The organism is Rhizobium sp. CRRU65 (genome assembly GCF_048551595.1).
GTDB lineage: Bacteria > Pseudomonadota > Alphaproteobacteria > Rhizobiales > Rhizobiaceae > Rhizobium > Rhizobium leguminosarum_J.
Map to the genome: position 1 here is coordinate 82,621 of NZ_JBLYZH010000018.1, position 25,116 is coordinate 107,736.

The window sequence follows — 25,116 nt, forward strand, 5'->3', positions numbered from 1 at the left end:
GGCACGTCCCTTCGCCCCGTTTTTACGGGGGTCCGGAGGACGGGTCGAGACGGGTGGCTCGACCCCGGTAAGGTTAGGGTGAGGGGAAATTGTTTGCTCGCCATCTCGAACAAATCGGCTCCCAAGCGGACTATGTAAAAAAGCCGCGTCGCCACACAGCGCAAAGCGATGGGAATGCTCACATCCCTTTAAAAAAAGAATAATTCGACGGCGGGGCTTCACTCCTTATTATGTGGAGCCCTATCTAGGGAGTAAGTGCACTCCTGAACGCATGCTTGGAGCCATACCATGACCACCGATCTCCTGACGCTTTTCGATGCCGATGAAGCGACGATGCACAAGCACGTGGCCGAGGCCCTGTCCGGTGCCGATGACGGCGAACTGTTCATCGAGCATGCGCAGGCGGAAGCGCTGACCTTCGACAATGGCCGGCTGAAGGGCGGCAGCTTCAACACCGAACAGGGTTTCGGCCTGCGCGCTGTTGCCGGCGAAGCGGTAGGTTATGCCCATGCCGGCGATCTCTCGGTGGCGGCACTGAAGCGGGCGGCGGATGCCGTCGGCGCGGTAACGCGCGGCTATTCCGGCTCCTATGCGGCAGCACCGCAGGGCACCAACAAGAAATTCTACAGCGACGAGAACCCGATCGGCCAGCCGAGCTTCGAGGAGAAGGTCAAGGTCCTGCAGGACATCGACGCCTATCTCAGGGGCAAGGATGACAAGGTGCGCCAAGTGACGGCCTCGGTCGCCGCAAGCTGGCAGGTCGTCGACATCCTGCGCGCCGACGGACATCGTGTCCGCGACATCAGGCCGATGACGCGCATCAACATCTCGGTCATGGTCGGCGACGGCGATCGGCAGGAGAGCGGCTCCTACGGCCACGGCGGACGCATCGGCTTCGGTGATTTCATCGCCGAGGGCAGCTGGCAATACGGCGCCGACGAGGCGCTGCGCCAGGCGCTCGTCAATCTCGAGGCGATCGATGCGCCGGCGGGCACGATGGACGTCGTTCTCGGCTCCGGCTGGCCGGGCGTGATGCTGCACGAGGCTGTCGGCCACGGGCTGGAAGGCGATTTCAACCGCAAGAAAACCTCGGCCTTTTCAGGCCTTCTCGGCCAGATGGTCGCCGCTCCCGGCGTCACCGTCGTCGATGACGGCACGATCGACAATCGCCGCGGCTCGATCACCATCGATGACGAGGGCACGCCGTCCGCCTACAACGTGCTGATCGAAAACGGCAAACTCGTCGGCTATATGCAGGACCGGCAGAATGCCCGGCTGATGGGCATGGCGCCCACCGGCAACGGCCGCCGCCAGGGCTATTCCCATGTGCCGATGCCGCGCATGACCAACACCTATATGCTCGGCGGCGACAAGACGCCGGAGGAAATCATCGCCTCGGTGAAGAAGGGCATCTATGCCGTCTCGTTCGGCGGCGGCCAGGTGGATATCACCTCCGGCAAGTTCGTCTTCGGCTGCACCGAGGCCTATCTGATCGAAAACGGCAAGGTCGGCGCGCCGATCAAGGGCGCGATGCTGATTGGAAACGGCCCGGATGCGATGAAGCGGGTGTCGATGATCGGCAACGACATGAAGCTCGATACCGGCATCGGCAATTGCGGCAAGGCCGGCCAATGGGTTCCCGTCGGCGTTGGCCAGCCGCATCTGCGCATGGATCAGGTGACGGTCGGCGGCACCCAGACCTGAGGCAAAAGGATTCTGTGATGGCGGACATCGAAATCAGGACCTTCACGGCCGATGACGCCGATGCCGTGCTTTCGGTGATCCTGCCGATCCAGCGCGAGGAATTCGGTATCGACATCACCGCGGATGCGCAGCCGGATCTCAGGGTCATCCCGGATTTCTATCAGTCCGGCAAGGGGCAGTTCTGGGTCGCCGTCAAGGGTGGCGCCATCGTCGGCACGGTCGGGCTCAAGGATATCGGCAACAACCAGGCGGCACTGCGCAAGATGTTCGTCGCTGCTGAGGTTCGCGGCCACGAGCATGGCGTGGCGGCGCGGCTCCTCGATCGCCTGTTTACCCATGCCAGGGAGGCCGGCCTGACCGATATCTTCCTCGGCACAACCGACAAGTTCGTCGCCGCGCATCGCTTCTACGAAAAGAACGGCTTTGCCGAGATTGCCAAGAGCGCCCTGCCCCGCGCCTTCCCGCTGATGGCGGTGGACAGCAAATTCTACCGCCATAAGGTCGGCTGACTCCACCTCGGGAAGATCATGATGCGGCTGATTTCGCGATGGCAGAATTCGGCGGGGGAACGGGTGCGGATCGCCCTCAACCTCAAGGGCATTACCTATCGCTATGTGCCTGTGAGCTCGCTAGAGCCCGGCGAGTATCGCCGGCTCAATCCGCAAGGGCTACTGCCAGCGCTCGATATCGGCGGCCATATCGTGCCGCAATCGTCAGCCATTCTCGCTTATATCGAAGAGACCTATCCCGATCCGAGCCTCCTGCCCGAGGATCCCGCGTTGCGCGCAGAGGCGAGAGGTTTTGCCGCCCATATCGCGTCGGAGATGCACGCTTTGACCGTCCAGCGTGTCCGGCAGTTCCTGCGCGACGAACTCGGCGGCGGCGAGGCGGAGGTGAAACGCTGGCTGCAGCATTGGCTGGGGCTCGGCTTTGCAGCGCTCGAAGAGACGCTTGCGCAGCGTCGAAGCCCGTCGCCCTTCTGTTTCGGCGAGCGTCCCGGCTGGGCCGATCTGCATCTCGTCCCGCAGATGAGCAATGCCCGCCGTCTCGGCCATGATCTCTTAGCCTACCCGCTGCTGCTTGCGGTCGAGCAGCGGTGTGTGACGCTCGACGCCTTCCGATCAGCAAGGCCGGAAGCGCAGCCGGATTTTCCGAAGACGGGTAGCCCTGCCTAAACCATTGGGCGGTATTGCATCAGCCCTTCGACGTCAGCGCCGGCTGGAACCGCCATTTCCGCTCGATGGCGGCGGCAAGGTCGATATCGTTGCGGCGGGCAAAGAGCAGGATGTGGCCGAGCAGGTCGGCGGTTTCGTCGGCGAGATCGCGGTCGAGTTCCTCCGGCGTCCGGTCCCTGCGGCGCCCGCGGCCGGTCAGGCGGTTCCAGGCCTGGGTGAGTTCGCCCACCTCCTCCTGCAGCTTCAACAAAAACCAGTCGGGGTCACGCTCGATGCCGTTGGCTGCGGCATAGGCCGCGGACGAGGTTTCGAACTGATCGGCGAGACGGCGCAGCATAGACGTTCTCCTTTTGTTTATGGAGGAGACGCTGATTCCCAACAATTGTCCAGAACGGGATTGCCCAAAGTTCCGGGCGGCGATCAGCCGCGATCCGGCAGCAGCATGCAGTCATAGGAGCGCTGCTTGAGCGCATCGCAGGCCGAGACGGCGGCATCCTTGCTGGCGAAGCCGACGAAGCGGGCGCGATAGATCTTGTTGGCCCCCTGCCCGACCGCCTCGGTATAGGGCGAAGCTGACACGAGCGGCGCGCCGGCTTCGGACTTTGCCTGGGCGAGAAGCGCACGCGCCGCATCGGCGCTGGGAGCGGCCGAGATCTGGATCTGCCAGTCGCCATTGGTCTTCTCTGCTGATGTCTTCGGCGTCTTGCCGGCGTTCAGGATCTCGTCCATCGCGACCGGACGTTCCAACGGCACGACGGCGTCATCGGCATAGGCCAGGCTTTTCGCAGCGAGATCGTCGACTTGCCGCGGTGCGTTGAACGGCACCGGAACATCGGAAGCGTCAGCGGCGGAGGCGACTTCGACCGTTTCTTTCGCCCCGACGCTCGCCACCAGCCTTGCGCCGCCGGAAGACGAGGCGCGGCCGAGATAACGGTCGAGCAAACCAGCCATCTTGGCGTCGCGGCTGCGGGCAGTGCGGCCGCCGAGCACGACGCCGACCACGCGGCGGTTGCCGTCTCTGACGGCACTGACGAGGTTGAAGCCGGACGCATTGGTATAACCGGTCTTGATGCCGTCCATGCCCTGGTAGCGGTACATGAGATTGTTGTGACCGCGCACCGTCCGGCCGCGGAAATTGAAACTGGCCGTCGAAAACAGCCGGTATTCGTTCGGATAGTTCTTCATCAGCGCGATGGCGAGCGTCGACATATCCCGCGCCGTCGTCACCTGACGGCCGTCCGGCAGGCCGGATGCGTTGACGAAGACGGTGCGGCTCATGCCGAGCTGGCGGGCTTTGGCCGTCATCACCCGGGCAAAGCCGCTTTCCGAGCCGGCGAGCTTCTCACCCATGGCGGAGGCGGCATCATTGGCCGATTTGACGATCATGCCATAGACCGCCTCGCGCACGGTGATCGTGCCGCCCGCCTTGACGCCAAGCTTGGTCGGCGGCCGGGAGGCGGCGTATTTCGACATCTTGATCGGGGTATCCCAGGCGATCTTGCCGCGTTTCAACGCCTCGAAGGTGAGATAGAGCGTCATCATCTTCGTCAGCGAGGCCGGATGGTTCAGCGTATCGGCGTTTTCAGCGGCGAGAACCTTGCCGGTCCGGGCATCGAGGATTAGCGAAGCGTTGCCGGCAAGAGCCGCAAGAGGCGCCGAAACGGCAAGCGTTACGGTCAAAACAGCGGCCCAAAGCTTTCTCATGCACTTCCCCTCATATGCTGGCCCTGATGCGCAGGCCCTTCATGCATTGGCCCGCGATAGGATCGGCGTTTTGTCCCGTAATGTGACAGAAGCCGTAAGTTTGGCGCGACTTTGAGGCAACGCCTATCATTTTTCTAGTCTTTTCATCGTTTTGGTTAACAGGAAATCAAAGACCTGTGCTGAACCGGGATTCAGCAAGGCTTAAGTCGCACTTGCTAGTTTCCGGAAAAGGCAGGGGACGGGGCGCCGCATGACGGGACAATTCAAGCGATTGGGCAAGCGACTGGCGATCGGCGCCGGGCTCGAGTTTTCCTGGCTGCTGGCCTCGGCCGGGCTGATGCGCGAAGCACGCGGGCGCGGCGTGGTCTTCACGCTGCATCATGTCCGCCCGCACGTGGCCGAAGCCTTCGAGCCGAATGCGCATCTTGAAATCACCCCGCGGTTTCTCGACGTGGCGCTGCGGCGGCTGAGGCGAGAGGGCTATCGCTTCGTGCCGCTCGCCGAGGTGCCGGCGCTGCTGGCGGAGCCGGAAGGCGCAAAGCCTTTCGCGGCCTTCACGCTTGACGACGGGTACAACAACAATCTGGAACATGCGCTGCCGGTGTTCGAGCGGCATCAGGCGCCGTTCACGGTATTCGTCGCCAAGGGTTTTGCCGAAGGCTCTCACAGCATCTGGTGGGAAACGCTGGCGATCCTCCTGCGCCGGGCGGCCGAAATCCGTTTCGATTTCGGCCGCGGCATGGAGCGCCTTGTGCTCGATAGTCCGCAACAGCAATGGCACGCCTTCGATCGCTTTGCCGCCTACGTCCACCGCTCCGACGAGGCGCGCGCCGTTGCCGCCATCGATCTGCTAGCGCGCGAAAACGGCATCGAGCCGACGGATATCGTCCGCGAGCTGGTGATGGGCCCTGGCCAATTGCAATGGCTGGCGGCACATCCGCTCGCAACGCTCGGCGCCCATACGATCAGCCATCGGGCGCTCGCCCGGCTGCCGGAAGCCGAAGCGCGAATCGAAATGCAAGCTTCGGCGGATTACCTCGAGGCGGTGACCGGTATTCGTCCCGAGACGATCGCCTATCCTTACGGCACGCCTGCGGCTGCGACCGCCCGCGAGGCGCGCATCGCTCGCAATCTCGGCTTTACCCTTGCGGTCACCACGCAGCCCGGGTTGCCGGCAGCGAAGCTGACCGGCTATCTCCCGCGCATTTCGCTCAACGGATTCTACCAGAAGCGACGTTACGTCTCGGCTCTCGCCTCCGGCATACCGCTGAAGCTGATGGGCCGATAAGCCCGTTACGGATACATCCGGACCTTGTCCCATTCACCTTCCGGTGATGGCCGGCGGAATTCGACACGGTCATGCAGACGGAATTTCTGGTCCTTCCAGAATTCGATCGAGGTCGGCCGGATGCGGAAGCCCGACCAGTGGGCGGGGCGCGGAATCTCGCCGATGGCATAACGCGCGGTATATTCGGCCACCGCCTTTTCCAGCGCGAAACGGCTTTCCAGCGGACGGGATTGCTTAGAAGCCCAGGCGCCGATGCGGCTGCCGCGCGCCCGCGTCTTGAAATAGTCGTCCGCTTCGGCATCGGTAACGATCTCGACGGGGCCACGCAGCCTCACCTGGCGACGCAAGCTTTTCCAGTGAAAGCACATGGCAGCCTTTTTCTGGCCAAGAATTTCGCGGCCTTTCTGGCTCTCGAAATTGGTGTAAAAGACGAAACCGTCATCGTCGAATCCCTTCAGGAGAACCATGCGGACATTGGGAAGACCATCCTCATCGACCGTTGCCAGCGCCACCGCATTGGGGTCATTGGGCTCGGAAGCCTCGGCTTCTTTCAGCCATTCGGCAAAGAGCTTGAAGGGTTCGCCACTTTCGGTAAAGTCACCGCTTGTTAACTCGTTTGCCGACATATTGGTTCAAATGCCCCGGATTATTCAAAACTCGCCCAGCTTTTGATAACTGGACAGGATGCAGGGTGGAAGTCATAACAAAGTCATCTCGCCATACAAAGGGCCTGCGGCGACGCAGCCGCGCGTTGTTTGTCATCGGCACCGCGATGTTGTCGCTTTCCGGCTGCGTCGGCGGCGGTATGGATTTCTTGAGTGACGCCAAGGTCGACCGGTCGGTGGCAACCGGCACCGTGCCGCAGACCCCGCCGAGCACCGACACGCTTTCCGACGAAATGACCGTGCGCAACGCCGTGACCTCGGCCGACGTGCAAAGGCTCGAGGGCCAGCCGCTTCCCTGGGCGAATGCATCGACGGGCAGTGCCGGCGTCATCGATACGATCGTCGAGAACAATGAGTCCGGCCAGGTCTGCCGCCAGTTCCGCACCACCCGCCATTCCTATGTCGGCATCGCCAAATTTTACGGCAAGACCTGCCTCGTCGGCGGCGGCAACTGGCAGCTTCTGAGCTTCCAGCCCGAGAGCTGATCCTCCCAAACTATTACAGCGTCCCTTTGCGCGTTCGAAAAGACGCGCAGCGCCGTCACCAACAGGTTAACGTGCGACCGCTTTCGGCCGAATGCTTAGCAAAGAGCTAACCATTTACCGCGAAACACCCCACATCTCTGCCCAGAAATAACAAGTGATTAGCAACTCCGCCGCAGGATCGGCGTTGAGAGTGGCTGTTCCTGCCTTTGTGGCGGGTGGCGCTACACACGTTTTATTGGACGGGGATGCCGGGCAAGGACGAGGCTTGCCGCATCGCAACACCGGCGGTTTTAACATGCGCGATCCTTATAAAATTCTGGGCGTCAAGCGCGACGCGGCAGTAGACGAGATCAAGGCGGCTTGGCGCAACATGGCCAAATCAGCCCATCCCGACCACAATCAGGACGATCCGACGGCGACGGCCCGGTTCGCCGAGATCGGCCGCGCCTATGAAACGCTGAAAGACCCGCGCAAACGCAGCCTGTTCGACAATGCCCTGCGGATGGCCGAAGCCAAGAAACACGAACAGACGATCATGCAGCAGCGCCAGGCCGCCCGCGAGGCGGCCGTGCGCGCCAAGGCGGCACAGGCCAATGCCGAGCGCGTGATGGAAGAGCTGGCGCGCGCCGCCCAGAAGGCTGCCGCCGACGGCAACAGACAACAGGCAGGTTCCGTTGAGGCCGCCGACGAGATGGTGGATCGCATTTTCGGTGCCCAGGCCCGGGCTGCGGCCGGCGGCCAGGCGCAGGCTCGCGCCCAGCAGGCGCAATATCAGCAGGCGCAAAATCAACAGACCCAAAACGCCCAGGCCGATCCCGGCAGGCGCATGGATGGCGATGCCGCCGAGGCCGAGGTCAAGGGCGATGAGGAATCGGGCGAAGTTGGGCCAAATGCCGCCGCCAACCTGTCGCTGCCGCTCAGCATCCTGACAAACCTGGTGCGCCGTTTCACCGGCGCCAAGGATACCGGCCTGGACAAGGCACCGGATGAGGTGACGACGGCGACGGTCACGATCGACGACGTGTTGAAGAGCGGCTGGATCACCGCGTCGCTGCCGGAGGGCCGCGAAATCGGCTTTGCATTGCCGGCAGGCACGACCGACGGCCACGAGGTGCGGCTTAAGGGACAGGGCTTCAAACTGCCGGGCATGCAGCGCGGCGACGCCGTCATCAACATTCGCATTGCGTCCGATCCGCGCTTCACCGTCGACGGTTTCGATCTGCACGCCGTGCTGCCGCTCAGCATCGAAAATGCCGTGCTCGGCACCGAGGCGCGCATCGAAGGACCGAGCGGGCCGCTGAACGTGACGATCCCCGCATGGTCGGGCTCGGACAAGACGATTAGAATTCCCAGCCAGGGATTGCCCCGCGAAGAGGGCGGCAGAGGCGATCTGGTCGTCGAATTGCGCATTATCTTGTGGGAAAAACCCGACGACAAAGTCACCGATCTCATGCGGAGCATGCGCGAAGGCCTGTTCCTATGAAATTTTTATGACATTCGCACCCTTTATTACGATCCCTAACAGTTGATGATCCCGGCCAAGCTTGAACCGATTAACGGCCTATGCCATAGGCAGGATCGATCAGAATCCTAGGGAGCGAAATATGGCTCAAGCATCCGGCCTCATGGCAGGCAAACGCGGCGTCATCATGGGTGTCGCCAACAATCGTTCGATTGCGTGGGGTATTGCCAAGGCCATTCATGCGCACGGCGGAGAAGTTGCGTTTACCTATCAGGGCGATGCGCTGAAGAAGCGTGTCGAGCCGCTCGCCGCCGAAATCGGCGCGACGCTCGTCGGCCACTGTGACGTCGCCGATGAAGCCACCATCGATGAGGTTTTCGCGAACGTCGAGAAGCTGTGGGGCAAGATCGATTTCCTCGTGCATGCGATCGGCTTTTCCGACAAGGACGAGTTGACCGGCCGCTACGTCGACACCTCGGCCGACAACTTCGCCAAGACGATGCAGATCTCCGTCTATTCCTTCACCTCGGTCGCACGCCGCGCCGAGAAGCTGATGACGGATGGCGGCGCCATGCTGACGCTGACCTATTACGGCGCCGAAAAGGTGATGCCAAACTATAATGTCATGGGTGTCGCCAAGGCCGCGCTCGAAGCCAGCGTCAAGTATCTCGCCGTCGACCTCGGACCGCAGAACATCCGCGTCAATGCCGTCTCGGCCGGACCGATCAAGACGCTTGCCGCCTCCGGCATCGGCGATTTCCGCTATATTCTGAAGTGGAACGAATATAACGCGCCGCTGCGCCGTACCGTCACCATCGAGGAAGTCGGCGATGTCGGCCTCTATCTCCTGTCGGACCTGTCGCGCTCCGTCACCGGCGAAGTGCACCATGCCGACAGCGGCTATCATGTCATCGGCATGAAGGCGGTCGACGCGCCCGACATTTCCGTCATCAAGGACTGATTTCTCCATATGGATGCGAGACCGTGCTTATCTATGTGATCAGACACGGCCAGACCGCCTGGAATGCCGAGCGCCGCCTGCAGGGTCAGAAGGATATCCCGATGAATGCCACGGGCCTGGAACAGGCCCGGCAGAACGGCATCGCGCTTGCCGAGATCCTCGGCGACACGGTCGACCAATTCGATTTCGTCGCAAGCCCGCTGCAGCGCACGCGCGCGACAATGGAAATCATGCGCATTGCCATGGGCTTGCCGCCGCTTGCCTATCGCACCGATCCAAGGCTGGTGGAAATTTCCTTCGGCGACTGGGAAGGCTCGACAATCAAGGAGCTGAAGGCGACGCAGCGCGAGCGGGTGGCGGAACGCAATGCCTCCAAATGGGATTTCATCCCACCCGGCGATGATGCGGAAAGCTACGAAATTCTCTCCTGGCGCACTGGCTCATGGCTGAACTCGGTCGATCGTCCGACGGTCTGCGTCACCCATGGCGGTGTCATCCGCACGCTGTTCCAGGCGATCGCCGACCTGCCGAAAAGCACCGCTGCCGAAGGCGCCATCCCGCAGGACCGGATCATCCGGATCGAAACCACGGAGCGGACGATCGTCTGGCTGTAGGTATTGCAGGGCGCTAGGTCGGATTGGGGGTGCGAACGAGCTGTTCGGGCCTGTGCTGCCCAGGGAGATTGCCGGGACCAGCCCCTCATCCGGCTGCCGCCACCTTCTCCCCGCGCGCGGGGCGAAGGTGGATAGGCGCAACCTCTCGGTTCCTCGCTTACCTCTCGCAGGGCACGGCCCCTAGCCCCGTTTACGGGGGTCCGCAGGACGGGTCGAGACCAGTGGCTCGACCCCGGCAAGGTTGGGGTGAGGGGCAGCCACTGCGCGTATCTCACTCGATTATTCTCCAGAGAACTGCCTATTTAACGATGTCGAGATCGTTGATGACGCGTTTGCCGTCGACCTCGGTGTAGAAGACGATCACCTTCACGCCGGCTTCGAGGCCGTCGAAATTGAATTCCTCGGGCGCCTGATAGGTCTTGCCGTCATCGAGCGTCAGCACGAGGTTGGCCGTGTCGACCTTCTTGATCGTCGCCTCGACATCGGCGCTCTCGGCAAAACCGCTCATCGGTGACAGGAAACTTGCTGTTGCCAAAAGCGTGGCGACGACGAAACGCATGGCGACAATCCTTTTGAAACGCTGCACGATAAGCTGCACGAAAAAATGACTGGCCACAGATAAGCTCCTGAATATGGCGAAAATTGCCCGTAAGAAAGGCTTTTCCCGCCCAATTGATGAATAGGATTTTAAATATAATCAAGATGCCGCGTTAACCCGCGGTTTTTCCCTTCACACGATTTTTCGGCATCGCCGGCGGGCAATCGTAAATTAACCCGCGCGTCCTACAGTTGCTCGCCAACAGGGGAGTTTCATTTTGCTATCCAGGCTCAGCGACAGCAAGCAGTTGCGGCGCGTGTTGAAGAATACCCGCGTTTCGTTTCTGGTTTCGTCGCTCGTCGCCCTCGTCGTCATCATGGTCGGCTTCGGGCTCGACCGGGCCAATACTGCGTCTCATGTGCGCGAACTTCATATCCGCACGGAAAACGAGACCAACCTGATCCGCGCCCGGGTGATGGCCGAGATCAATTTGGACCTCAGCGTCGTGCGCGATCTGACGAACCTGATCTCCGTCAGCGCGGCCAACGGAGAGGAGATGGAGCGCCAGATCAACTGGCTGCTAATCCAGAACCCGTCTTTCATTCATATCGCCGTCGCGCCTGATTTCATCATCCGCGACATCCACCCACCGCAATCCGGCAATGAGCGGATCGGCCGCGACGTGCGCGAAACTCTCTTCTTTCGCCAAGTGATGACTGGCGCGGCCGGCGACCAGTCGGCGCGCTTCTACGGCCCGATCAGCACCGACGGCCGCGACGCCTTTGCCATCTTCTTCCCGGTTTACGTCAAGGAGAACGGCCAGCGGCGGATCTGGGGGGCGGTCGAAGTCGCCATCGACCAGCAAATGTTTTACCAGGCGACCGGGCTGATGCCGGCGCGCGACCGCGAAAACCGTGAGCGTTATCCGCATCTCGGCCATCTTTCGATCGCCATCCGCGATATCGGCGCGGCGGCCGCGACCAACGCCGCTTTGCCGCCGCCGTTCTTCGGTTCGTCCGATATCGATGACAAGAATCCGATGCGCCAGAAGATCGGCTTTGCCGGCGGCAAGTGGGAGCTTTCCGCGGTCCCTAATAGCGGCTGGAACGCGATACCCGAAAACCGCACCGAGCTGCGTCTGATCATCCTTGCCGCCGGCTTCATCATCATCGTGCCGATCTTCTTCGCGACCCTGTTGCTCGGCGAGCGCAATCGCAACATCACCGCGCTGGAGACCCGCGAGGCAAAATTGCTGGAACTGTCGCAGCGGCTCAACCTGGCGCTGGAATCCTCCAATATCGGCATCTGGGAGCTGGAGGATCATTCGAGCAGTCTGCTCTGGGATGCCCGTGCCGCGGCTCTGCACGGCAAAGCGGCGAAAGAAGGAAGCCGGGTGCTCGACGAATGGCTGGCGGCGATCCTGCCCGAGGATCGTGAAACTGCCGAAGTGCATTTCTTCAGCTGCAGCATTGCCGGCGCTGCCTGCACGGCGCAGTACCGCATCCTGCTTGGCAACGGCGGCATCCGCCATCTGCGCTCGGTCGGCGCCTTCTATACGGATGCAGCCGGCGTCAGCAAGACGATCGGCATCGTCTGGGACGTGACCGCCGATGCGGAGATCACCGACACGCTGCGCAAGGCCAAGGATATGAGCGAGGTCAAGAATGCCGAGCTGGAGCTGGCGCTTGACGAGCTCTCGAGCCGCGAGGGCGAGCTCGCCGAGCTTTCCAGCCGGCTCGACCTGGCGCTCAATTCCTATCAGTGCGGCATATGGGAGGCGCGGCCTGGCCTCGGCGGCTCGATCTGGAACGAGCGGATGCACGAACTCTATGGGCTTACACCGCGCAACGGCTTCATGACCGAGGAGATCTGGCTTAGCCGCATCCACCCCGAGGACAGGAGCCTGGCGCTCGAAAGCGCGCGTCACTTCAAGCACAACGGCGATACGCACACCCTCGTCTGCCGGGTGATCGTCGACGACGGCTCGGTGCGCTATGTGCGCTCGGTCGGCAAGGTCCACCAGACGGGGACTAGCGAGATGAAGATCATGGGCATCGCCTTCGACGCCACCGAAGACGTGCTGATGACGATCCGGCTGAAAGCCGCCAAAGACGATGCGGTCGCCAAGAATATCGAGCTCGAGCTTGTCAAAAACAGGATCGAGCACAATTCACTGCACGACCCGCTGACCGCACTCGCCAACCGCCGCAAGCTCGACATCGCGCTCGAAAGTCTGACCCATGACGGCCGCCAGCAGCGGCAGAAATTCTCGATCCTGCACATCGACCTCGACCGCTTCAAGGACATCAACGACACGCTCGGCCATGCCGCCGGCGATGCGATGCTGGTACACGCCTCGAAGGTGCTCGCCAAGAATGTCCGCGGCAGCGACATCGTCGCGCGCATCGGCGGCGACGAATTCGTCATCCTCGCCCTCGACGTCGGCGACAAGGAGATGGCGCAGCTTTCGACGCGGATCATCGAGGAAATGCGCCAGCCGATCGATTTCCAGGGTTTTTCCTGCCGCTGCGGCGTGTCGATCGGGATTGCGCTTGCCAACGGCATCCATGTCGATGCGCGCAAGGTGCTGATCAATGCCGATATCGCGCTCTACCGCGCCAAGAGCACGGGCCGCAACCGCTTCGAATTCTTCAATCACAATCTCCAGGCCGATATCATCAACACCAAGCGCACGGCCGACGAGATCCTCGCCGGCATCGACAATGGCGAATTCACCGCTTGGTATCAGCCGCAATTCTGCGCCCGGACGATGGAACTCACCGGCGTCGAGGCGCTAGTGCGCTGGAAGCACCCCTCCAAGGGGTGGCTCGCGCCTGACAAGTTCCTGCGCATCGCCGACGAGATCAATGTCGTGCAGATGCTCGACCGGATCGTGCTGGAAACTGCGCTGCACGACAAGATGCGCTGGACGGCGCGCGGCATTGTGGTGCCCAAGGTCTCTGTCAATGTTTCGGCCCGACGGCTGCATGACGGCAGCCTGCTGGAATCGCTCGCCGACCTGCATATCCGTCCGGGCGAGCTCTCCTTCGAACTGGTGGAATCGATATTCCTCGACGAGAGCGAGGACGTCGTCTCGCAGAATCTCGAGCGCATCAAGGCGCTCGGCATCGATATCGAGATCGACGATTTCGGCACCGGCCATACCTCGATCGTCAGCCTGTTGAAGCTGAAGCCGAAGCGGCTGAAGATCGACCGCCAGCTGGTGCAGCCGATCGTCAATGCCTCGCAGGAGCGCGCATTGGTCAGCTCGATCATCGAGATCGCCCGCTCACTCGGCGTCGAGACGGTGGCCGAAGGGGTGGAGACGGCAGCACATGCCGCGCTGCTGCGCGATCTCGGCTGCGACATCCTGCAAGGCTATGCCTTCTCGCAGCCGCTCTCCTTCGACGATTTCACCGCGGAAGCGACCGGAACGGGGTGGCGGCTGGCGTCCTGATCGCTGCCTGCCGATCGCCCTCGCCCTGCCCCCTCCCCGCCTGCGCAAAGAGAGTGGCGGCCGGATGCGCCGCCCATCCCCGACAACGAACGGAAACAGCATTCCCTGAGCTGCCGGTTTGGCGCAAAGAAAGGCTTTTGCCTCGGCGTTTTTTTGGCCTATGAGTGTCGCGCCTATTCAAGCAATGGCGCGACCGGCTTTGGCGCGCCACCGGTCGGAACACATGTCGCACAATACATTCGGTCACCTCTTCCGCGTAACCACCTGGGGCGAAAGCCATGGTCCGGCGCTCGGCTGCGTCGTCGACGGCTGCCCTCCGGGGCTCAGCTTCAAGCTCAAGGACCTGCAGGTCTGGCTCGACAAGCGCAAGCCCGGCCAATCCCGCTTCGTGACGCAGCGGCGCGAGGACGATCTGGTGAAGATACTATCAGGCGTCATGCTCGACGCCGACGGCGAGACGATGACGACCACCGGCACGCCGATCTCGATGCTGATCGAAAATACCGATCAGCGCTCCAAGGATTACGGCGAGATCGCGAAACAATACCGCCCCGGCCATGCCGATTATACCTACGACCTCAAATACGGCATTCGCGACTATCGCGGCGGCGGCCGCTCCTCGGCGCGCGAGACCGCTGCGCGGGTTGCCGCCGGCGGCATCGCCCGCCTTGTCGTACCAGGCGTTACCGTGCGCGGCGCGCTGGTGCAGATCGGCAAGTACAAGATCAACCGCCGCAACTGGGACTGGGACCAGGTCGATCAGAACCCGTTCTTCTCGCCCGATGCGGCGATCGTGCCGGTCTGGGAGGAATATCTCGACGGCGTCCGCAAGAAGGGCTCCTCGATCGGCGCGGTCATCGAAGTGATTGCCGAAGGTGTGCCGGCCGGCCTCGGCGCGCCGATCTATGCCAAGCTCGACCAGGATATCGCCTCGCTGCTGATGTCGATCAACGCCGTCAAGGGCGTCGAGATCGGCAATGGTTTTGCCGCCGCCGAAACGTCAGGCGAAGACAATGCCGACGAGATGCGCATGGGCAATGACGGCACGCCGATCTTCCTTTCCAACAATGCCGGCGGTATTCTCGGCGGCATCTCCACCGGGCAGCCGGTGGTGGCGCGTTTCGCCGTCAAGCCGACCTCCTCGATCCTGACCGAACGCCAGTCGATCGATGCGGAGGGCAAGAATGTCGATATCCGCACCAAGGGCCGGCACGATCCCTGCGTTGGCATCCGCGCCGTGCCGATCGGCGAGGCGATGGTCGCCTGCGCCGTCGCCGACCATTATCTTCGCGACCGCGGCCAGACCGGCCGTCTGAAATAGGAGCGCTCGCCCATGTCTTATGACCAGAAGCGCGTCGTCGACGCCATCCGGGCCTTCGAGGCCGGCGAGATGGTCGTCGTCATGGACGACAATGACCGCGAGAACGAAGGCGACCTGATCGTCGCCGCCGTGCATTGCACACCGGAGAAGATGGCCTTCATCGTCCGCCACACCTCCGGCATCGTCTGCGCGCCGATGCCGAAGGAAGAGGCCAAGCGCCTCAACCTCAATGCCATGGTGGCGGAAAACGATTCGGCCCATACGACGGCCTTCACCGTCTCGGTCGATTTCAAGCACGGCACGTCGACTGGGATCTCGGCAGACGACCGGACGCTGACGGTGCGCAACCTCGCCAATCCGAATGTCGGCGCTTCCGATTTCGTCCGTCCCGGCCACATCTTCCCGCTGGTTTCCCGCGAAGGCGGGGTACTGATGCGCTCCGGCCATACGGAAGCCGCCGTCGACCTCTGCAAGCTCGCCGGCCTGCCGCTGATCGGCGTCATCTCCGAGCTGGTCAACGACGACGGCACCGTCACGCGCGGCCCACAGGTGGTCGATTTCGCCGCACAGCACGGGCTGAAGCTCGTCTCGGTCGCCGATCTGATCGCCTATCGCCAGCGCAAGGAAACACTGATCGAACTCGGCACCAGCTTCGACATCGAGACGCCGTTCGGTAAGGCCAAGGCCCATACCTATTCGCTGCCCTGGGATCCGATGCAGCATCTCGCCGTCGTCTTCGGCGATATCCGCGACGGCGTCGACATCCCGGTCCGCCTGCATCCGGAAAATGTCGCCGAGGATCTCTTCGGCAAGAACAGCCCGGTCGATTTCTACATGCAGAAGATTGCCGAGCAAGGCCGCGGCGTCATCGTCTATCTGCGCGAAGGCTCGGTCGGCGTCGGCCACCACGATAATGGCCGCAAGGCCCGCAACCAGGGCCGCGAAGCCCATGCCGAAGCCCAGACGCGCGACAGCGAATGGCTGGAAATCGGCCTCGGCGCACAGATCCTCAAGGATCTCGGCGTCAGCTCGATCAAGCTGCTCACCAGCCGCGAGCGCCACTATGTCGGCCTCGAAGGTTTCGGCATCAAGATCAGCACGACGGAGATCTGCTGATCGGGCGTGGGCTTGGACCCTCGCCATCCCTCATTCCTGTGCTTGTCACAGGAATCCAGCCACGGCGCGTCCGCGCCGTGAATGACTCATTTGCTTCTACGAATAGAGTTTCCCGCACCCAAGGACTTGGGTGCGCTGGATCCCTGTGACAAGCACAGGGATGAGGGAGTGAGGGTAGTTCGACTATCCTCTCCACCCCTCGAGAAACACGACCTTCTCCACACCCGCAAACCGCGCCAGCCGCTCCAGCTCCGCTTCCAACCTCTCCAGCCGCCCGGCCGACGGCTTCACACCCGGCTCCAGCCAGAGCCGCTTGACATCGAGCGTCGACTTTTTCCGATCCGCCTTCATGTCGATGCGGCCGATCAGCCTGTCGCCTTCGAGCAGCGGGAAGACGTAATAGCCGTATTCGCGCTTCGGCTCGGGCACGAAGATCTCGATGCGGTAGAAGAAGCCGAACAGGCGTTCGGTGCGGTTGCGGTCGCGGATCATCGGGTCGAAGGGGCTGAGCACACGGATGCGCGGCGGCGCGCCGGGGTAAGTGTCGAGCGTCGACAGGAAATCGGCAAAGGCCCAGGATGGGCGCGCCTTGCCGCCGAGCGCCGATTCGATCAGCACTTCGATCAGTTCGTCGCGATGGGCTGATACCCAGACCTTGGCCTCATCGGGCGAGACCAGGTTCCAGAAGGCTGATATCTCGCCATGGGTGGCGAAGGCGAGCCGGGTGAGCGCGCTGCGGCATGCCCAGTCGACGAATTCCTCGCGGCTCACCTCCGGCTCGCGGAATTCGGCCGGGATGACGCGCTCCGCCAGATCATAGATCTTCTGGAAATTCGAGCGGCCGGCGATGGCGAACTTGCCGGTGTGCCAGAAATATTCGAGCGCCGTCTTGTTCGGATGCCAGTTCCACCAGCCGCCGGAAACGTGGCCATCGGCCTTGATGTCGCGCGCCAGGATCGCGCCGTCGCGCTCAACGCGCTCATAGGTCTCCGCGAACGCCGCCTCGAAGCCCTCGCCGCGCCATTTGCGCCAGCGTTCGACGATCACCTGCTCCTGATGGCGGAACTTGTGCTTCCAATAGACGAAAAAGGCGCTCGGCAGGATCGAGGCGTCATGTGTCCAGTGCTCGAACAGCGCGCCGTCCTTTTCGAGCAGCGCCGTCAGATGCTCGCGCCTGTAGGTCTGGTTGCGGGAAAACAGGATCTGATGATGCGCCCGCTCCACTGTCTGGATGCTGTCCACCTGGACGAAACCCAGTTCATGGATGAGCTGCAGCAGGCCGGCCTTGGTCAGGGCGCGGTTCGGCGGGGCGCTGAGGCCCTGCTTGGCAAGGAAGACACGGCGGGCATCGGAATTGGAAAGCAGATTCGTCATAGCTGCATCATAATCCGGAAAATCTTCCTAGCCACCCGATATCGACCCAATATCGACAGCAAGATTTGCGCTTTCATCATCCTCGATTCCCCGTGTAGAAGCACTGCTGTCAGGTTGGCGCCAATGGCTGCCCCTCACCCTAACGCTCTCCCCGCTCGCGGGGAGAGGGGACGTGCCCTGCGAGAGGTTGGTGGGGAATGGAGAGGTCGCGGTCTAACCCCTTCGCCCCGTTTACGGCGGTCCGAAGGACGGGTCGAGACGAGTGGCTCGACCCCGGCTGGTGCCGGCAGGCGGATGAGGGGCCGGTATCGGCAATCTCCTCCGGTGAAAAATGCGAGGGATTGGTTTGGATATTCGTTTCGAAGGCGCCGGGGTCAGTTTCGGGGCACGAGTGGCGCTGCAGCCGCTGACGCTTGACATCAGTGGGAAACGCATCGGCGTCATCGGGCTGAACGGTTCGGGCAAGACGACGTTTGCGCGGCTGATCAACGGATTGAACAAACCATCGGTCGGCCGCGTCACCGTCAACGGCCGCGATACGAACGACGAAAAGACTGCGGTGGCCGATGTCGGCTTCATCTTCCAGTCGCCGCAGAACCAGATCATCCTGCCGATCGTCAAAGACGATATCGCCTTCGGGCTGAAGCGGCGTGGCTTCAGCAAGGCGGAGATCGAGGCGAAGGTCGAGGGCGTGCTGGCCCGCTTCGGCGCCGAGGCGCTGGCCGATCGGCGCGCGCACGAGCTTTCCGGCGGCGAGCTGCAGGTGGCGGCGCTCTGCTCGGTGCTGGCGACGGGGCCCGGCATTCTGATCCTCGACGAACCGACCAACCAGCTCGACCTCAAGAACCGGGCGCTGGTCGAAGGGATTATCGCCGGGCTCCCGGAAAGCGCCATCATCATCACGCATGATCTGGAGCTGATCGCCGATTTCGAGCGAGTGCTGCTGTTTCATGAAGGGCGGCTTGCCGCCGATGCACCGGCTGCCGAAGCGATCGCCCGCTACAAGGAGATCGCCGCCTGATGCAATCGCTCTATGTCGAAGGCAACAGCGTGATGCACCGGCTTTCGCCGCGGGTAAAGCTGTTGTCGCTAACGGTCTTCGGCGTCGTGCTGTTCATCAGCGGGAACCTCGTCTTGCTGTCGATCGCCGTGCTGCTGACGGCGGTTCTCTACCGGATGATCGGCCTGCCGTTTGCGGATGGGCTCCGGCGGCTGCGGCCGGTCTTCCTGACGATCGCGGTCGTCGCACTCTTCAACCTCATCTTCAATCCCTGGCAGGAAGCGCTCGTGCCCCTGCTGCGGCTGACGGCGCTAATGCTGCTTGCCGCCACCGTGACGGCGACGACGTCGATCACCGAGTTCATCGACGAGGTGACGGCGCTTGCCCGCCCGCTCGAACGCACCGGTTGGGTGCAGGCCGACGATATCGGCCTGGCGCTCGGGCTGGTGCTGCGTTTTGTGCCTGAGATCGTCGGGCGTTATCAGGCGATCCGCGAGGCGCATAAGGCACGCGGGCTGAAGGTCCGGCCGACGACGCTGCTTGCGCCGTTGATCATCTTGACCCTTAAGGATGCGGATAATATCGCCGCGGCGATTGACGCGCGCGGCATTCGGCGGCATGTGAGTTAACGATTGATAAATACGGAATTCATGATGAGCACTCGCGACCTCGTTCTTACCGCCCTCTTTGCCGCGATCATCGTGGCGCTTGGCCTGCTGCCGCCGATCTCGCTCGGCTTCATTCCGGTGCCGATCACCGCCCAATCCCTCGGCGTGATGATGGCCGGCGTCGTGCTCGGCGCCCGGCGTGGCGCGATTGCCGTGCTGATCGTGCTGGTGCTGGTGGCGATCGGCCTGCCGGTGCTTTCCGGCGGCCGCGGCGGGCTTGCCATCTTCGCGTCGCCGACGGCCGGCTTCCTGATCGGCTGGATCTTTGCCGCCTTCGTCACCGGCTATCTCAGCGAACGGCTGGTCAACCATCAGCAATCTGGCCTGGTGCAGACGGTGAGCTTCTTCCTCACCGCCATGGCCGGCGGCATCGTCGTGCTCTACGCCTTCGGCATCACCTATCTCGCCACCGTCGCCGGCCTCGGCTTCACGAAAGCCTTCGTCGGCTCGATGGCCTTCATTCCCGGCGATGTGATCAAGGCTTTCGTCGCAGCCCTGCTTGGCCGCGCCGTCATGGTCGGCTATCCCCTGCTGCCGTCGCGCGCCTGACGCATAGGCCGGTCTTGTCTGGCGAATACCCCAACGGCCCCTTCGGGGGCCGTTGGGCTTCCGACCGGTCCGCATGAACGGGAACTTTCCAAACCTTCTTTTCATTTTTCCACAATGAACGTCGTTGAAGGAGAAACCATGCGAGGCGACCAGGAGGAGATGGCTGCCTGGTTCCGCTCGCTGGAGCCCGTCCAGCCGAAGGACATGGTCGGCCTTTGGAGCGGCGTCGGTATTCAGTCGGGCCATCCACTGGACGGCGTGCTCGAAAATCTCAACTGGTTTGGCAAGCGCTTCCATTCCGACATGCGGGCGGACGCCCTGCTCTTCAACTGGAGACCGGGCCGGCTCGTGGCGATCGAGCCAAATTTCCTCCGTGTTGAGCTGGCGATCAAGATGGCGCCCCTTGGCCGGACGCTCGTCGCCCGCCACGGGTTCTCGTACCTGCAGAAGGTACTTCGAGCGAGAGGCACGACCGCTTCGTTGCGGCTTCAGGCGCTCGACGGCATCGAAACGGCTGCGATGATCTACGACAAACAGCCGATCGTGGACTACTTTCGGAGGATTGACGATGACGGGATTGCCGGAATGATGTGCCTGCGCGGCGACCCTCGGCGATTCTTCTTCGAACTCCGGAAAGTGATGGACTAGGCATGCCGCAAATGGCCGGGCGGCTGCCTCGGGAAAATCGCGGCACAGAGCCATCGAACCGTTGCCGGGCTGATCTTTCCTCGATCCAAAACAGGCGGAACATGTTATGAAAGCAGGGAAGAGGGCGAGATGACCGTCATCGATCGAAATCATGTTCAAGTCCGGGGCGATGGCCAGCGTGCGATGATCTTTTCGCATGGATTCGGGTGCGACCAGAATATGTGGCGCTTCGTGGCGCCGGCTTTTGAGGCCGACTTCAAGACGGTGCTGTTCGATCATGTCGGCGCAGGACGATCCGATCTCACGGCCTATGATGCCCGGAAATATTCTTCATTGGCGGGTTATGCGGATGATCTCGTGGAAATTTGCCGCGCGCTCGGCCTGACGCAAACGGTGTTCGTCGGGCACTCGGTCAGCGCGATGATCGGCGTCATCGCGTCGCTGCAGGCACCGGAACTGTTTGAAAGCCTGGTCCTTGTCGGGCCGTCGCCGCGCTATATCAACGACGGTGACTATATCGGCGGCTTCAGCGCGGCGGATATAGACGAACTGCTGACGTCGTTGGACGACAACCATATGGGGTGGTCTGCCGCGATGGCGCCCGCCATCATGGGCAATCCCGATCGACCGGAACTCAGCGAAGAACTGACAAATAGCTTCTGCCGCACCGATCCGGAGATCGTCAAGGCCTTCGCACGGGTGACATTCACGTCGGACAATCGCAGCGACCTTCCTGAAGTCACCGCCAGAACGCTGATCCTTCAGTGCCGGAATGATGTCATCGCCTGCGAAGAGGTCGGCGAATTCGTCCATCGGCAGGTCCCAAACAGCCAATTGGTCGTGCTGAATGCGAGTGGCCACTGCCCTAACCTCAGCGCTCCCGACGAGGTCATATCGGCAATCCGGCGGTTCGTCCGATGACCGGTGCCGATATGCAGGTCGCCATGCCGGCTGAGGACCTCGAGGACTTGTACGAAAACGCGCCATGCGGCTATCTTTCGCTGCAGCCGGACGGGCGCATCGTCAAGGTCAACAGAACGCTGTCGACCTGGATCGGCATCCCTGCCGAGCAACTCCTCGGCAAACGACTTCACGACCTGCTCAACACCTCGGGCCGTATATTCTACGAGACCCATTTTGCGCCTTTGCTGCGCATGCAAGGGTTTTTCAACGAGGTGGCCCTCGATCTTGTCACAGTGGACGGCAGAAAGCTGCCTGTGCTCGCCAATGCCGTGGAAAGACGTGCAGAAGACGGCGCCCTGATTTTCACCCGCGTGACGATGTTCCAGGCTGCCGAGCGTCGCCGTTATGAGCGGGACCTGGTCGACGCGCGCGCAGCCGCCGATGCTGCCGGCGCCACCATCAAATCCAAACTCGCCTTCGAACAGCAAACCGCCGAGTTGCGGGAGGAGTTCATCGCTGTTCTCGGCCACGACCTGCGCAACCCGCTTGCCTCGATTGCAGCCGCGGCGCGCATGCTGCGAAAAGAGAAGCAGACCGATCGGGCGATTAAAGTTCTCGATTTGATGCAGGGCAGCGTCGTTCGCATGTCCGCCCTTATCGATAACGTCCTCGACTTCGCGCGCGGACGATTGGGTGGCGGCATCACGCTCGAGAGGCGGGCGGAGCATCTCGAGCCGCTCTTGCGGCAGGTCATCGAAGAACTTCGCTTCAGTCATCTCGACCGCGCAATTGAGGTGACTATCGAATTCGATGGGCCGATAAACTGCGACAGCGGCCGGATAGGCCAGCTGGTGTCCAATCTTCTTGGGAATGCCCTGACCCATGGGACACCGGACGAACCCGTGCGGCTCTCGGCGGCAACTGTCGACGGAAGGTTGGAGCTTTGGATCGCCAATGGCGGCGCTCCGATTTCCAGCGACGCGATGACACGGCTTTTTCAGCCTTTCTTCACAGGCGAAGCCGGCACAAGTCAAAGAGGATTGGGGCTGGGTCTGCACATCGCTTCGGAAATCGCCCGCGCCCACGGCGGGACGATCACGGTCAGTTCCGATGACAAGGAGACGCGCTTCACCTTTGTAATGCCGTTGGATTGATAGGGCCGCACAGCCGGCCAGCGTAAGCGGCTATTCCTTGCTGTCGGTGCGCGCCTGGCGCAGAAGCCGGTCGGCATCTCGCCCCGCCCGAAATCCGGGCAACAAAAAACCGCCTTGAGGCGGTCGGGCATTCTATCGATTTCAGTTTGATTTAGTCTCCTCCTCCACCATCTCCGCCACCGCCATCACAGCCGCCGTCGCCTGAGGCATCAAACCAGCCTCCACCTCCATCGCCTCCCGAATTGCCCCACCTGCGCTTGGTGTTTGCGGTGGTCTGGGTGGTGGCGCCTCTTTCTGCCCTTGCGATCAGCGCAAAGATCAGTGCGAAGCCTCCAACGAGCACGGTAACCACAAAAAATGTCTCCAATCAGTATCCTTTCGTTGTTTCGGGAAATCTCGTTTCCTGACTAAAATAATAGATTATTTTCCCGCTCCCGGAAATAGCCCGAATATGAAACTTTCATGACATGCCGGATCACGTCAAAACTCTGCGCTGCCTCAGTTGCAGCGCAGAGGATCTCGGGCTGGTCCCCTTTAAGCTGACGCTCTTTGCGGAAAGAGCACGGCTTGTGGGGCGGCTTTGACGTCCGTCACGATCAAGGGGTCCCGATAGAGGCGAGGAGACGGTATTCCCAGCCTGGAATGTAGCTTTGCGGCCGAGCTTGGCAAGAACGGCAGGAGGCAGCGGGCGATGATCGCAAGGCCGTAGACCTGCTCGGCCAACGAGGAGCCGAGACGGGCGGCGGTCGCCTTCCGATCCTCCGGCGTGAGATCGGCAAGCAGCGCTTTTGCATCCGCCCATGGTGCGCGTTTTGTAAACCGCCTGTTCGCCTCGCCGATGAATGCGAAAATATAGGCGAGGCCGACATGGAGCTCGTAGGCATCGAACGCTTCAGCCACCTTCGCCGGAAGGCGGGCAGCCTCCTCCACGAACGCGCTGTCCGGCACGGGCGGAACGATCCCGTCGAACGACGTGGACAGAAGCGCAAGCACCCGGTTGGCGAGATTTCCGAGCTGTCCTGCAAGTTCTCCCGACCATGCGGCTTCCAGACGCTCGGCCGAGAAGTCGCCATCGTCTGCCGAGCGTATATGCCGGAGCAGGTAATATCGCAGGGCGTCCGGCGTTGCGTAGGATTGGATGATGCGTTCCGGATCGATGCCGTTGCCGGCCGACTTGCCGATCTTCTTGCCATCCACCGTGACGTAGCCGTGCACGAGGATCGACGATGGCGGCGGCAGGCCTGCGGATAACAGGATGGCCGGCCAGTAGATGGCGTGGAACTTGGAGATGCCCTTGCCGACGACATGGATGCGTTGGCCGCCGTTCCAATAGCGCGGCAAGAGGATTTCATCGGACCCGTGGCTGAGACCGGTGAGATAGTTCGCCAGGGCATCGAACCAGACGTAGACGACCTCATCTTCATCGGGCACGGGAACACCCCAGCCTCGCGCCCGCTCCGCACTGCGCGACACGCTGATGTCGGTCAGGCCGCGCCGCAACAGGGCAAGGACCTCGTTGCGCCGATGGGCCGGAACGATGCGAAGCTTTCCGGTCTCGACAAGCTCTAGCAGCCGGTCGCCGTATCGGGAGAGACGGAAGAACCAGTTCTCCTCGCGGATGGTCTCAAGGGCAATGCCGTGTTCAGGGCAACGCCCGTCATCGAGTTCCGACGGCTCGTAGAATTGCTCGCAACCGACGCAATAAAGGCCCTCATAGGCCTTGCGATAGAGGTCGCCATGTCCGGCGCATGCCCTCCACAAGGCGTGGACGCAGGCGATGTGCCTCGGATCGCGCGACGTGCGGACGAATTCCTCGTTGGAGATATCGAGCAGGCCGCCAAGGCGCTCGAACCTGTCGGCGTTTGCGTCCACGAAGTCCTTCACGGGCAATCCCGCGGCTTCCGCCGACCTGACATTCTTCAGGCTGTTGTCATCGGTTCCGCACTGGAAGCGGACGTCCTGACCGAGAAGCCGGAAATGGCGGGCATAGGCATCGGCCTGGACCAGTTCGAGGGCAAAGCCGACATGCGGTGCGGCATTCACATAGGGGATCGAGGTGGTGATGTAGATCGTGTTCATCGGCGTTTCCTTTCGAAGGCTGTTTGCCCCGCGAGACGGATCGACCCATGAAAAGACCGCCTCGAGGGCGGTCGCTGGTGCATTCTGGACGCACGAAACCCGCCACGCTTATGAGCGCGGCATCATCATCACAAAGGTGCTGATCAGGGTGTTGTCCATGCAATTTTCCTAGCATCAAGAGCCGTTTCGGACAAGCGTACTCTTCGATCCGGATGCGTTGGCCGCAGCGATCCGGAACCCTGCAGCGGAAA

The 25,116-nt window shown here is 62.1% G+C and carries 24 protein-coding genes; 17 read left to right on the forward strand and 7 right to left on the reverse strand.

What is annotated here, in order from left to right:
- Positions 1 to 288: 288 nt before the first annotated feature.
- The 3 genes from tldD to maiA are packed head-to-tail and all read left to right on the forward strand — an operon-like array spanning position 289 to position 2,879.
- A complete protein-coding gene (gene tldD, locus ACM5SV_RS29560) occupies positions 289 to 1,704 on the forward strand; it encodes a metalloprotease TldD (protein ID WP_222015590.1) in 1,416 nt (471 codons plus the stop codon).
- A gap of 17 nt (positions 1,705 to 1,721) precedes the next feature.
- Positions 1,722 to 2,213: a GNAT family N-acetyltransferase gene (locus ACM5SV_RS29565; protein WP_017993163.1), complete on the forward strand. Its 492-nt coding sequence runs from the start codon at positions 1,722 to 1,724 to the stop codon at positions 2,211 to 2,213.
- 21 nt (positions 2,214 to 2,234) lie between these two features.
- Complete coding sequence (gene maiA / locus ACM5SV_RS29570) at positions 2,235 to 2,879, forward strand: maleylacetoacetate isomerase (RefSeq protein ID WP_222015592.1); 645 nt, start codon at positions 2,235 to 2,237, stop codon at positions 2,877 to 2,879.
- A gap of 19 nt (positions 2,880 to 2,898) precedes the next feature.
- Here maiA and ACM5SV_RS29575 read toward each other — a convergent pair whose 3' ends face one another.
- The gene (locus tag ACM5SV_RS29575) at positions 2,899 to 3,216 is read right to left on the reverse strand and encodes a MazG nucleotide pyrophosphohydrolase domain-containing protein (RefSeq protein WP_012756314.1); all 318 of its coding nucleotides are present in this window, start codon (positions 3,214 to 3,216) and stop codon (positions 2,899 to 2,901) included.
- A gap of 83 nt (positions 3,217 to 3,299) precedes the next feature.
- On the reverse strand, positions 3,300 to 4,583 hold the full coding sequence (locus ACM5SV_RS29580) for a D-alanyl-D-alanine carboxypeptidase family protein (protein WP_012756313.1): 1,284 nt from the start codon (positions 4,581 to 4,583) through the stop codon (positions 3,300 to 3,302).
- A gap of 250 nt (positions 4,584 to 4,833) precedes the next feature.
- Here ACM5SV_RS29580 and ACM5SV_RS29585 point away from each other — a divergent pair, with 250 nt between their 5' ends.
- The gene (locus ACM5SV_RS29585; RefSeq protein WP_017993160.1) at positions 4,834 to 5,871 is read left to right on the forward strand and encodes a polysaccharide deacetylase family protein; all 1,038 of its coding nucleotides are present in this window, start codon (positions 4,834 to 4,836) and stop codon (positions 5,869 to 5,871) included.
- 5 nt (positions 5,872 to 5,876) lie between these two features.
- Here ACM5SV_RS29585 and pdxH read toward each other — a convergent pair whose 3' ends face one another.
- On the reverse strand, positions 5,877 to 6,497 hold the full coding sequence (gene pdxH, locus ACM5SV_RS29590) for a pyridoxamine 5'-phosphate oxidase (RefSeq protein ID WP_012756311.1): 621 nt from the start codon (positions 6,495 to 6,497) through the stop codon (positions 5,877 to 5,879).
- A gap of 65 nt (positions 6,498 to 6,562) precedes the next feature.
- On the opposite strand from pdxH, the gene ACM5SV_RS29595 reads away from it, so the two are divergent.
- From ACM5SV_RS29595 to ACM5SV_RS29610, 4 genes are all read left to right on the forward strand, one after another.
- Positions 6,563 to 7,021: an RT0821/Lpp0805 family surface protein gene (locus ACM5SV_RS29595; protein ID WP_012756310.1), complete on the forward strand. Its 459-nt coding sequence runs from the start codon at positions 6,563 to 6,565 to the stop codon at positions 7,019 to 7,021.
- 265 nt (positions 7,022 to 7,286) lie between these two features.
- Entirely contained in the window at positions 7,287 to 8,504 is a 1,218-nt protein-coding gene (locus tag ACM5SV_RS29600; RefSeq protein WP_222015594.1) for a J domain-containing protein, read from the forward strand.
- A gap of 121 nt (positions 8,505 to 8,625) precedes the next feature.
- Complete coding sequence (gene fabI / locus ACM5SV_RS29605) at positions 8,626 to 9,444, forward strand: enoyl-ACP reductase FabI (protein WP_012756308.1); 819 nt, start codon at positions 8,626 to 8,628, stop codon at positions 9,442 to 9,444.
- Between the two features lie 23 nt (positions 9,445 to 9,467).
- Positions 9,468 to 10,058: a histidine phosphatase family protein gene (locus tag ACM5SV_RS29610; protein WP_012756307.1), complete on the forward strand. Its 591-nt coding sequence runs from the start codon at positions 9,468 to 9,470 to the stop codon at positions 10,056 to 10,058.
- Between the two features lie 298 nt (positions 10,059 to 10,356).
- Here ACM5SV_RS29610 and ACM5SV_RS29615 read toward each other — a convergent pair whose 3' ends face one another.
- Positions 10,357 to 10,617 (reverse strand): DUF1344 domain-containing protein, encoded by a 261-nt coding sequence (locus ACM5SV_RS29615; RefSeq protein ID WP_003569889.1) that lies wholly within the window; start codon positions 10,615 to 10,617, stop codon positions 10,357 to 10,359.
- A gap of 256 nt (positions 10,618 to 10,873) precedes the next feature.
- On the opposite strand from ACM5SV_RS29615, the gene ACM5SV_RS29620 reads away from it, so the two are divergent.
- The 3 genes from ACM5SV_RS29620 (at position 10,874) to ribB (ending at position 16,490) form a co-directional block, all read left to right on the forward strand.
- Entirely contained in the window at positions 10,874 to 14,053 is a 3,180-nt protein-coding gene (locus tag ACM5SV_RS29620; protein WP_113545769.1) for an EAL domain-containing protein, read from the forward strand.
- 223 nt (positions 14,054 to 14,276) lie between these two features.
- Positions 14,277 to 15,374 carry a chorismate synthase gene (gene aroC / locus ACM5SV_RS29625; protein ID WP_012756304.1) on the forward strand — a complete coding sequence of 366 codons (1,098 nt, stop codon included), beginning with the start codon at positions 14,277 to 14,279 and terminating at the stop codon, positions 15,372 to 15,374.
- A gap of 12 nt (positions 15,375 to 15,386) precedes the next feature.
- The gene (gene ribB / locus ACM5SV_RS29630) at positions 15,387 to 16,490 is read left to right on the forward strand and encodes a 3,4-dihydroxy-2-butanone-4-phosphate synthase (RefSeq protein ID WP_012756303.1); all 1,104 of its coding nucleotides are present in this window, start codon (positions 15,387 to 15,389) and stop codon (positions 16,488 to 16,490) included.
- 183 nt (positions 16,491 to 16,673) lie between these two features.
- On the opposite strand, the gene ACM5SV_RS29635 is transcribed toward ribB, so the two are convergent.
- Positions 16,674 to 17,864: a winged helix-turn-helix domain-containing protein gene (locus ACM5SV_RS29635; protein ID WP_419425465.1), complete on the reverse strand. Its 1,191-nt coding sequence runs from the start codon at positions 17,862 to 17,864 to the stop codon at positions 16,674 to 16,676.
- A 346-nt stretch (positions 17,865 to 18,210) separates the two neighbouring features.
- Here ACM5SV_RS29635 and ACM5SV_RS29640 point away from each other — a divergent pair, with 346 nt between their 5' ends.
- The 6 genes from ACM5SV_RS29640 (at position 18,211) to ACM5SV_RS29665 (ending at position 22,786) form a co-directional block, all read left to right on the forward strand.
- Positions 18,211 to 18,885, forward strand: coding sequence for an energy-coupling factor ABC transporter ATP-binding protein (locus ACM5SV_RS29640; protein WP_128440065.1), 675 nt, complete (start codon positions 18,211 to 18,213; stop codon positions 18,883 to 18,885).
- Positions 18,885 to 19,493, forward strand: a complete 609-nt coding sequence (locus ACM5SV_RS29645) for an energy-coupling factor transporter transmembrane component T family protein (RefSeq protein WP_017993154.1) — start codon at positions 18,885 to 18,887, stop codon at positions 19,491 to 19,493. Before ACM5SV_RS29640 ends, ACM5SV_RS29645 begins: the two co-directional genes overlap by 1 nt.
- A 24-nt stretch (positions 19,494 to 19,517) precedes the next feature.
- Complete coding sequence (locus tag ACM5SV_RS29650) at positions 19,518 to 20,081, forward strand: biotin transporter BioY (RefSeq protein WP_012756299.1); 564 nt, start codon at positions 19,518 to 19,520, stop codon at positions 20,079 to 20,081.
- Between the two features lie 114 nt (positions 20,082 to 20,195).
- Positions 20,196 to 20,729 (forward strand): GXWXG domain-containing protein, encoded by a 534-nt coding sequence (locus ACM5SV_RS29655; protein ID WP_222015598.1) that lies wholly within the window; start codon positions 20,196 to 20,198, stop codon positions 20,727 to 20,729.
- Positions 20,730 to 20,858: 129 nt separating this feature from the next.
- Positions 20,859 to 21,650 (forward strand): alpha/beta fold hydrolase, encoded by a 792-nt coding sequence (locus tag ACM5SV_RS29660; protein ID WP_222015600.1) that lies wholly within the window; start codon positions 20,859 to 20,861, stop codon positions 21,648 to 21,650.
- Complete coding sequence (locus ACM5SV_RS29665) at positions 21,647 to 22,786, forward strand: PAS domain-containing sensor histidine kinase (protein ID WP_222015601.1); 1,140 nt, start codon at positions 21,647 to 21,649, stop codon at positions 22,784 to 22,786. Before ACM5SV_RS29660 ends, ACM5SV_RS29665 begins: the two co-directional genes overlap by 4 nt.
- A 151-nt stretch (positions 22,787 to 22,937) precedes the next feature.
- On the opposite strand, the gene ACM5SV_RS29670 is transcribed toward ACM5SV_RS29665, so the two are convergent.
- On the reverse strand, positions 22,938 to 23,153 hold the full coding sequence (locus ACM5SV_RS29670) for a hypothetical protein (RefSeq protein ID WP_113545772.1): 216 nt from the start codon (positions 23,151 to 23,153) through the stop codon (positions 22,938 to 22,940).
- Between the two features lie 167 nt (positions 23,154 to 23,320).
- Complete coding sequence (locus tag ACM5SV_RS29675) at positions 23,321 to 24,865, reverse strand: methionine--tRNA ligase (protein ID WP_222015602.1); 1,545 nt, start codon at positions 24,863 to 24,865, stop codon at positions 23,321 to 23,323.
- Positions 24,866 to 25,116 lie beyond the last annotated feature (251 nt).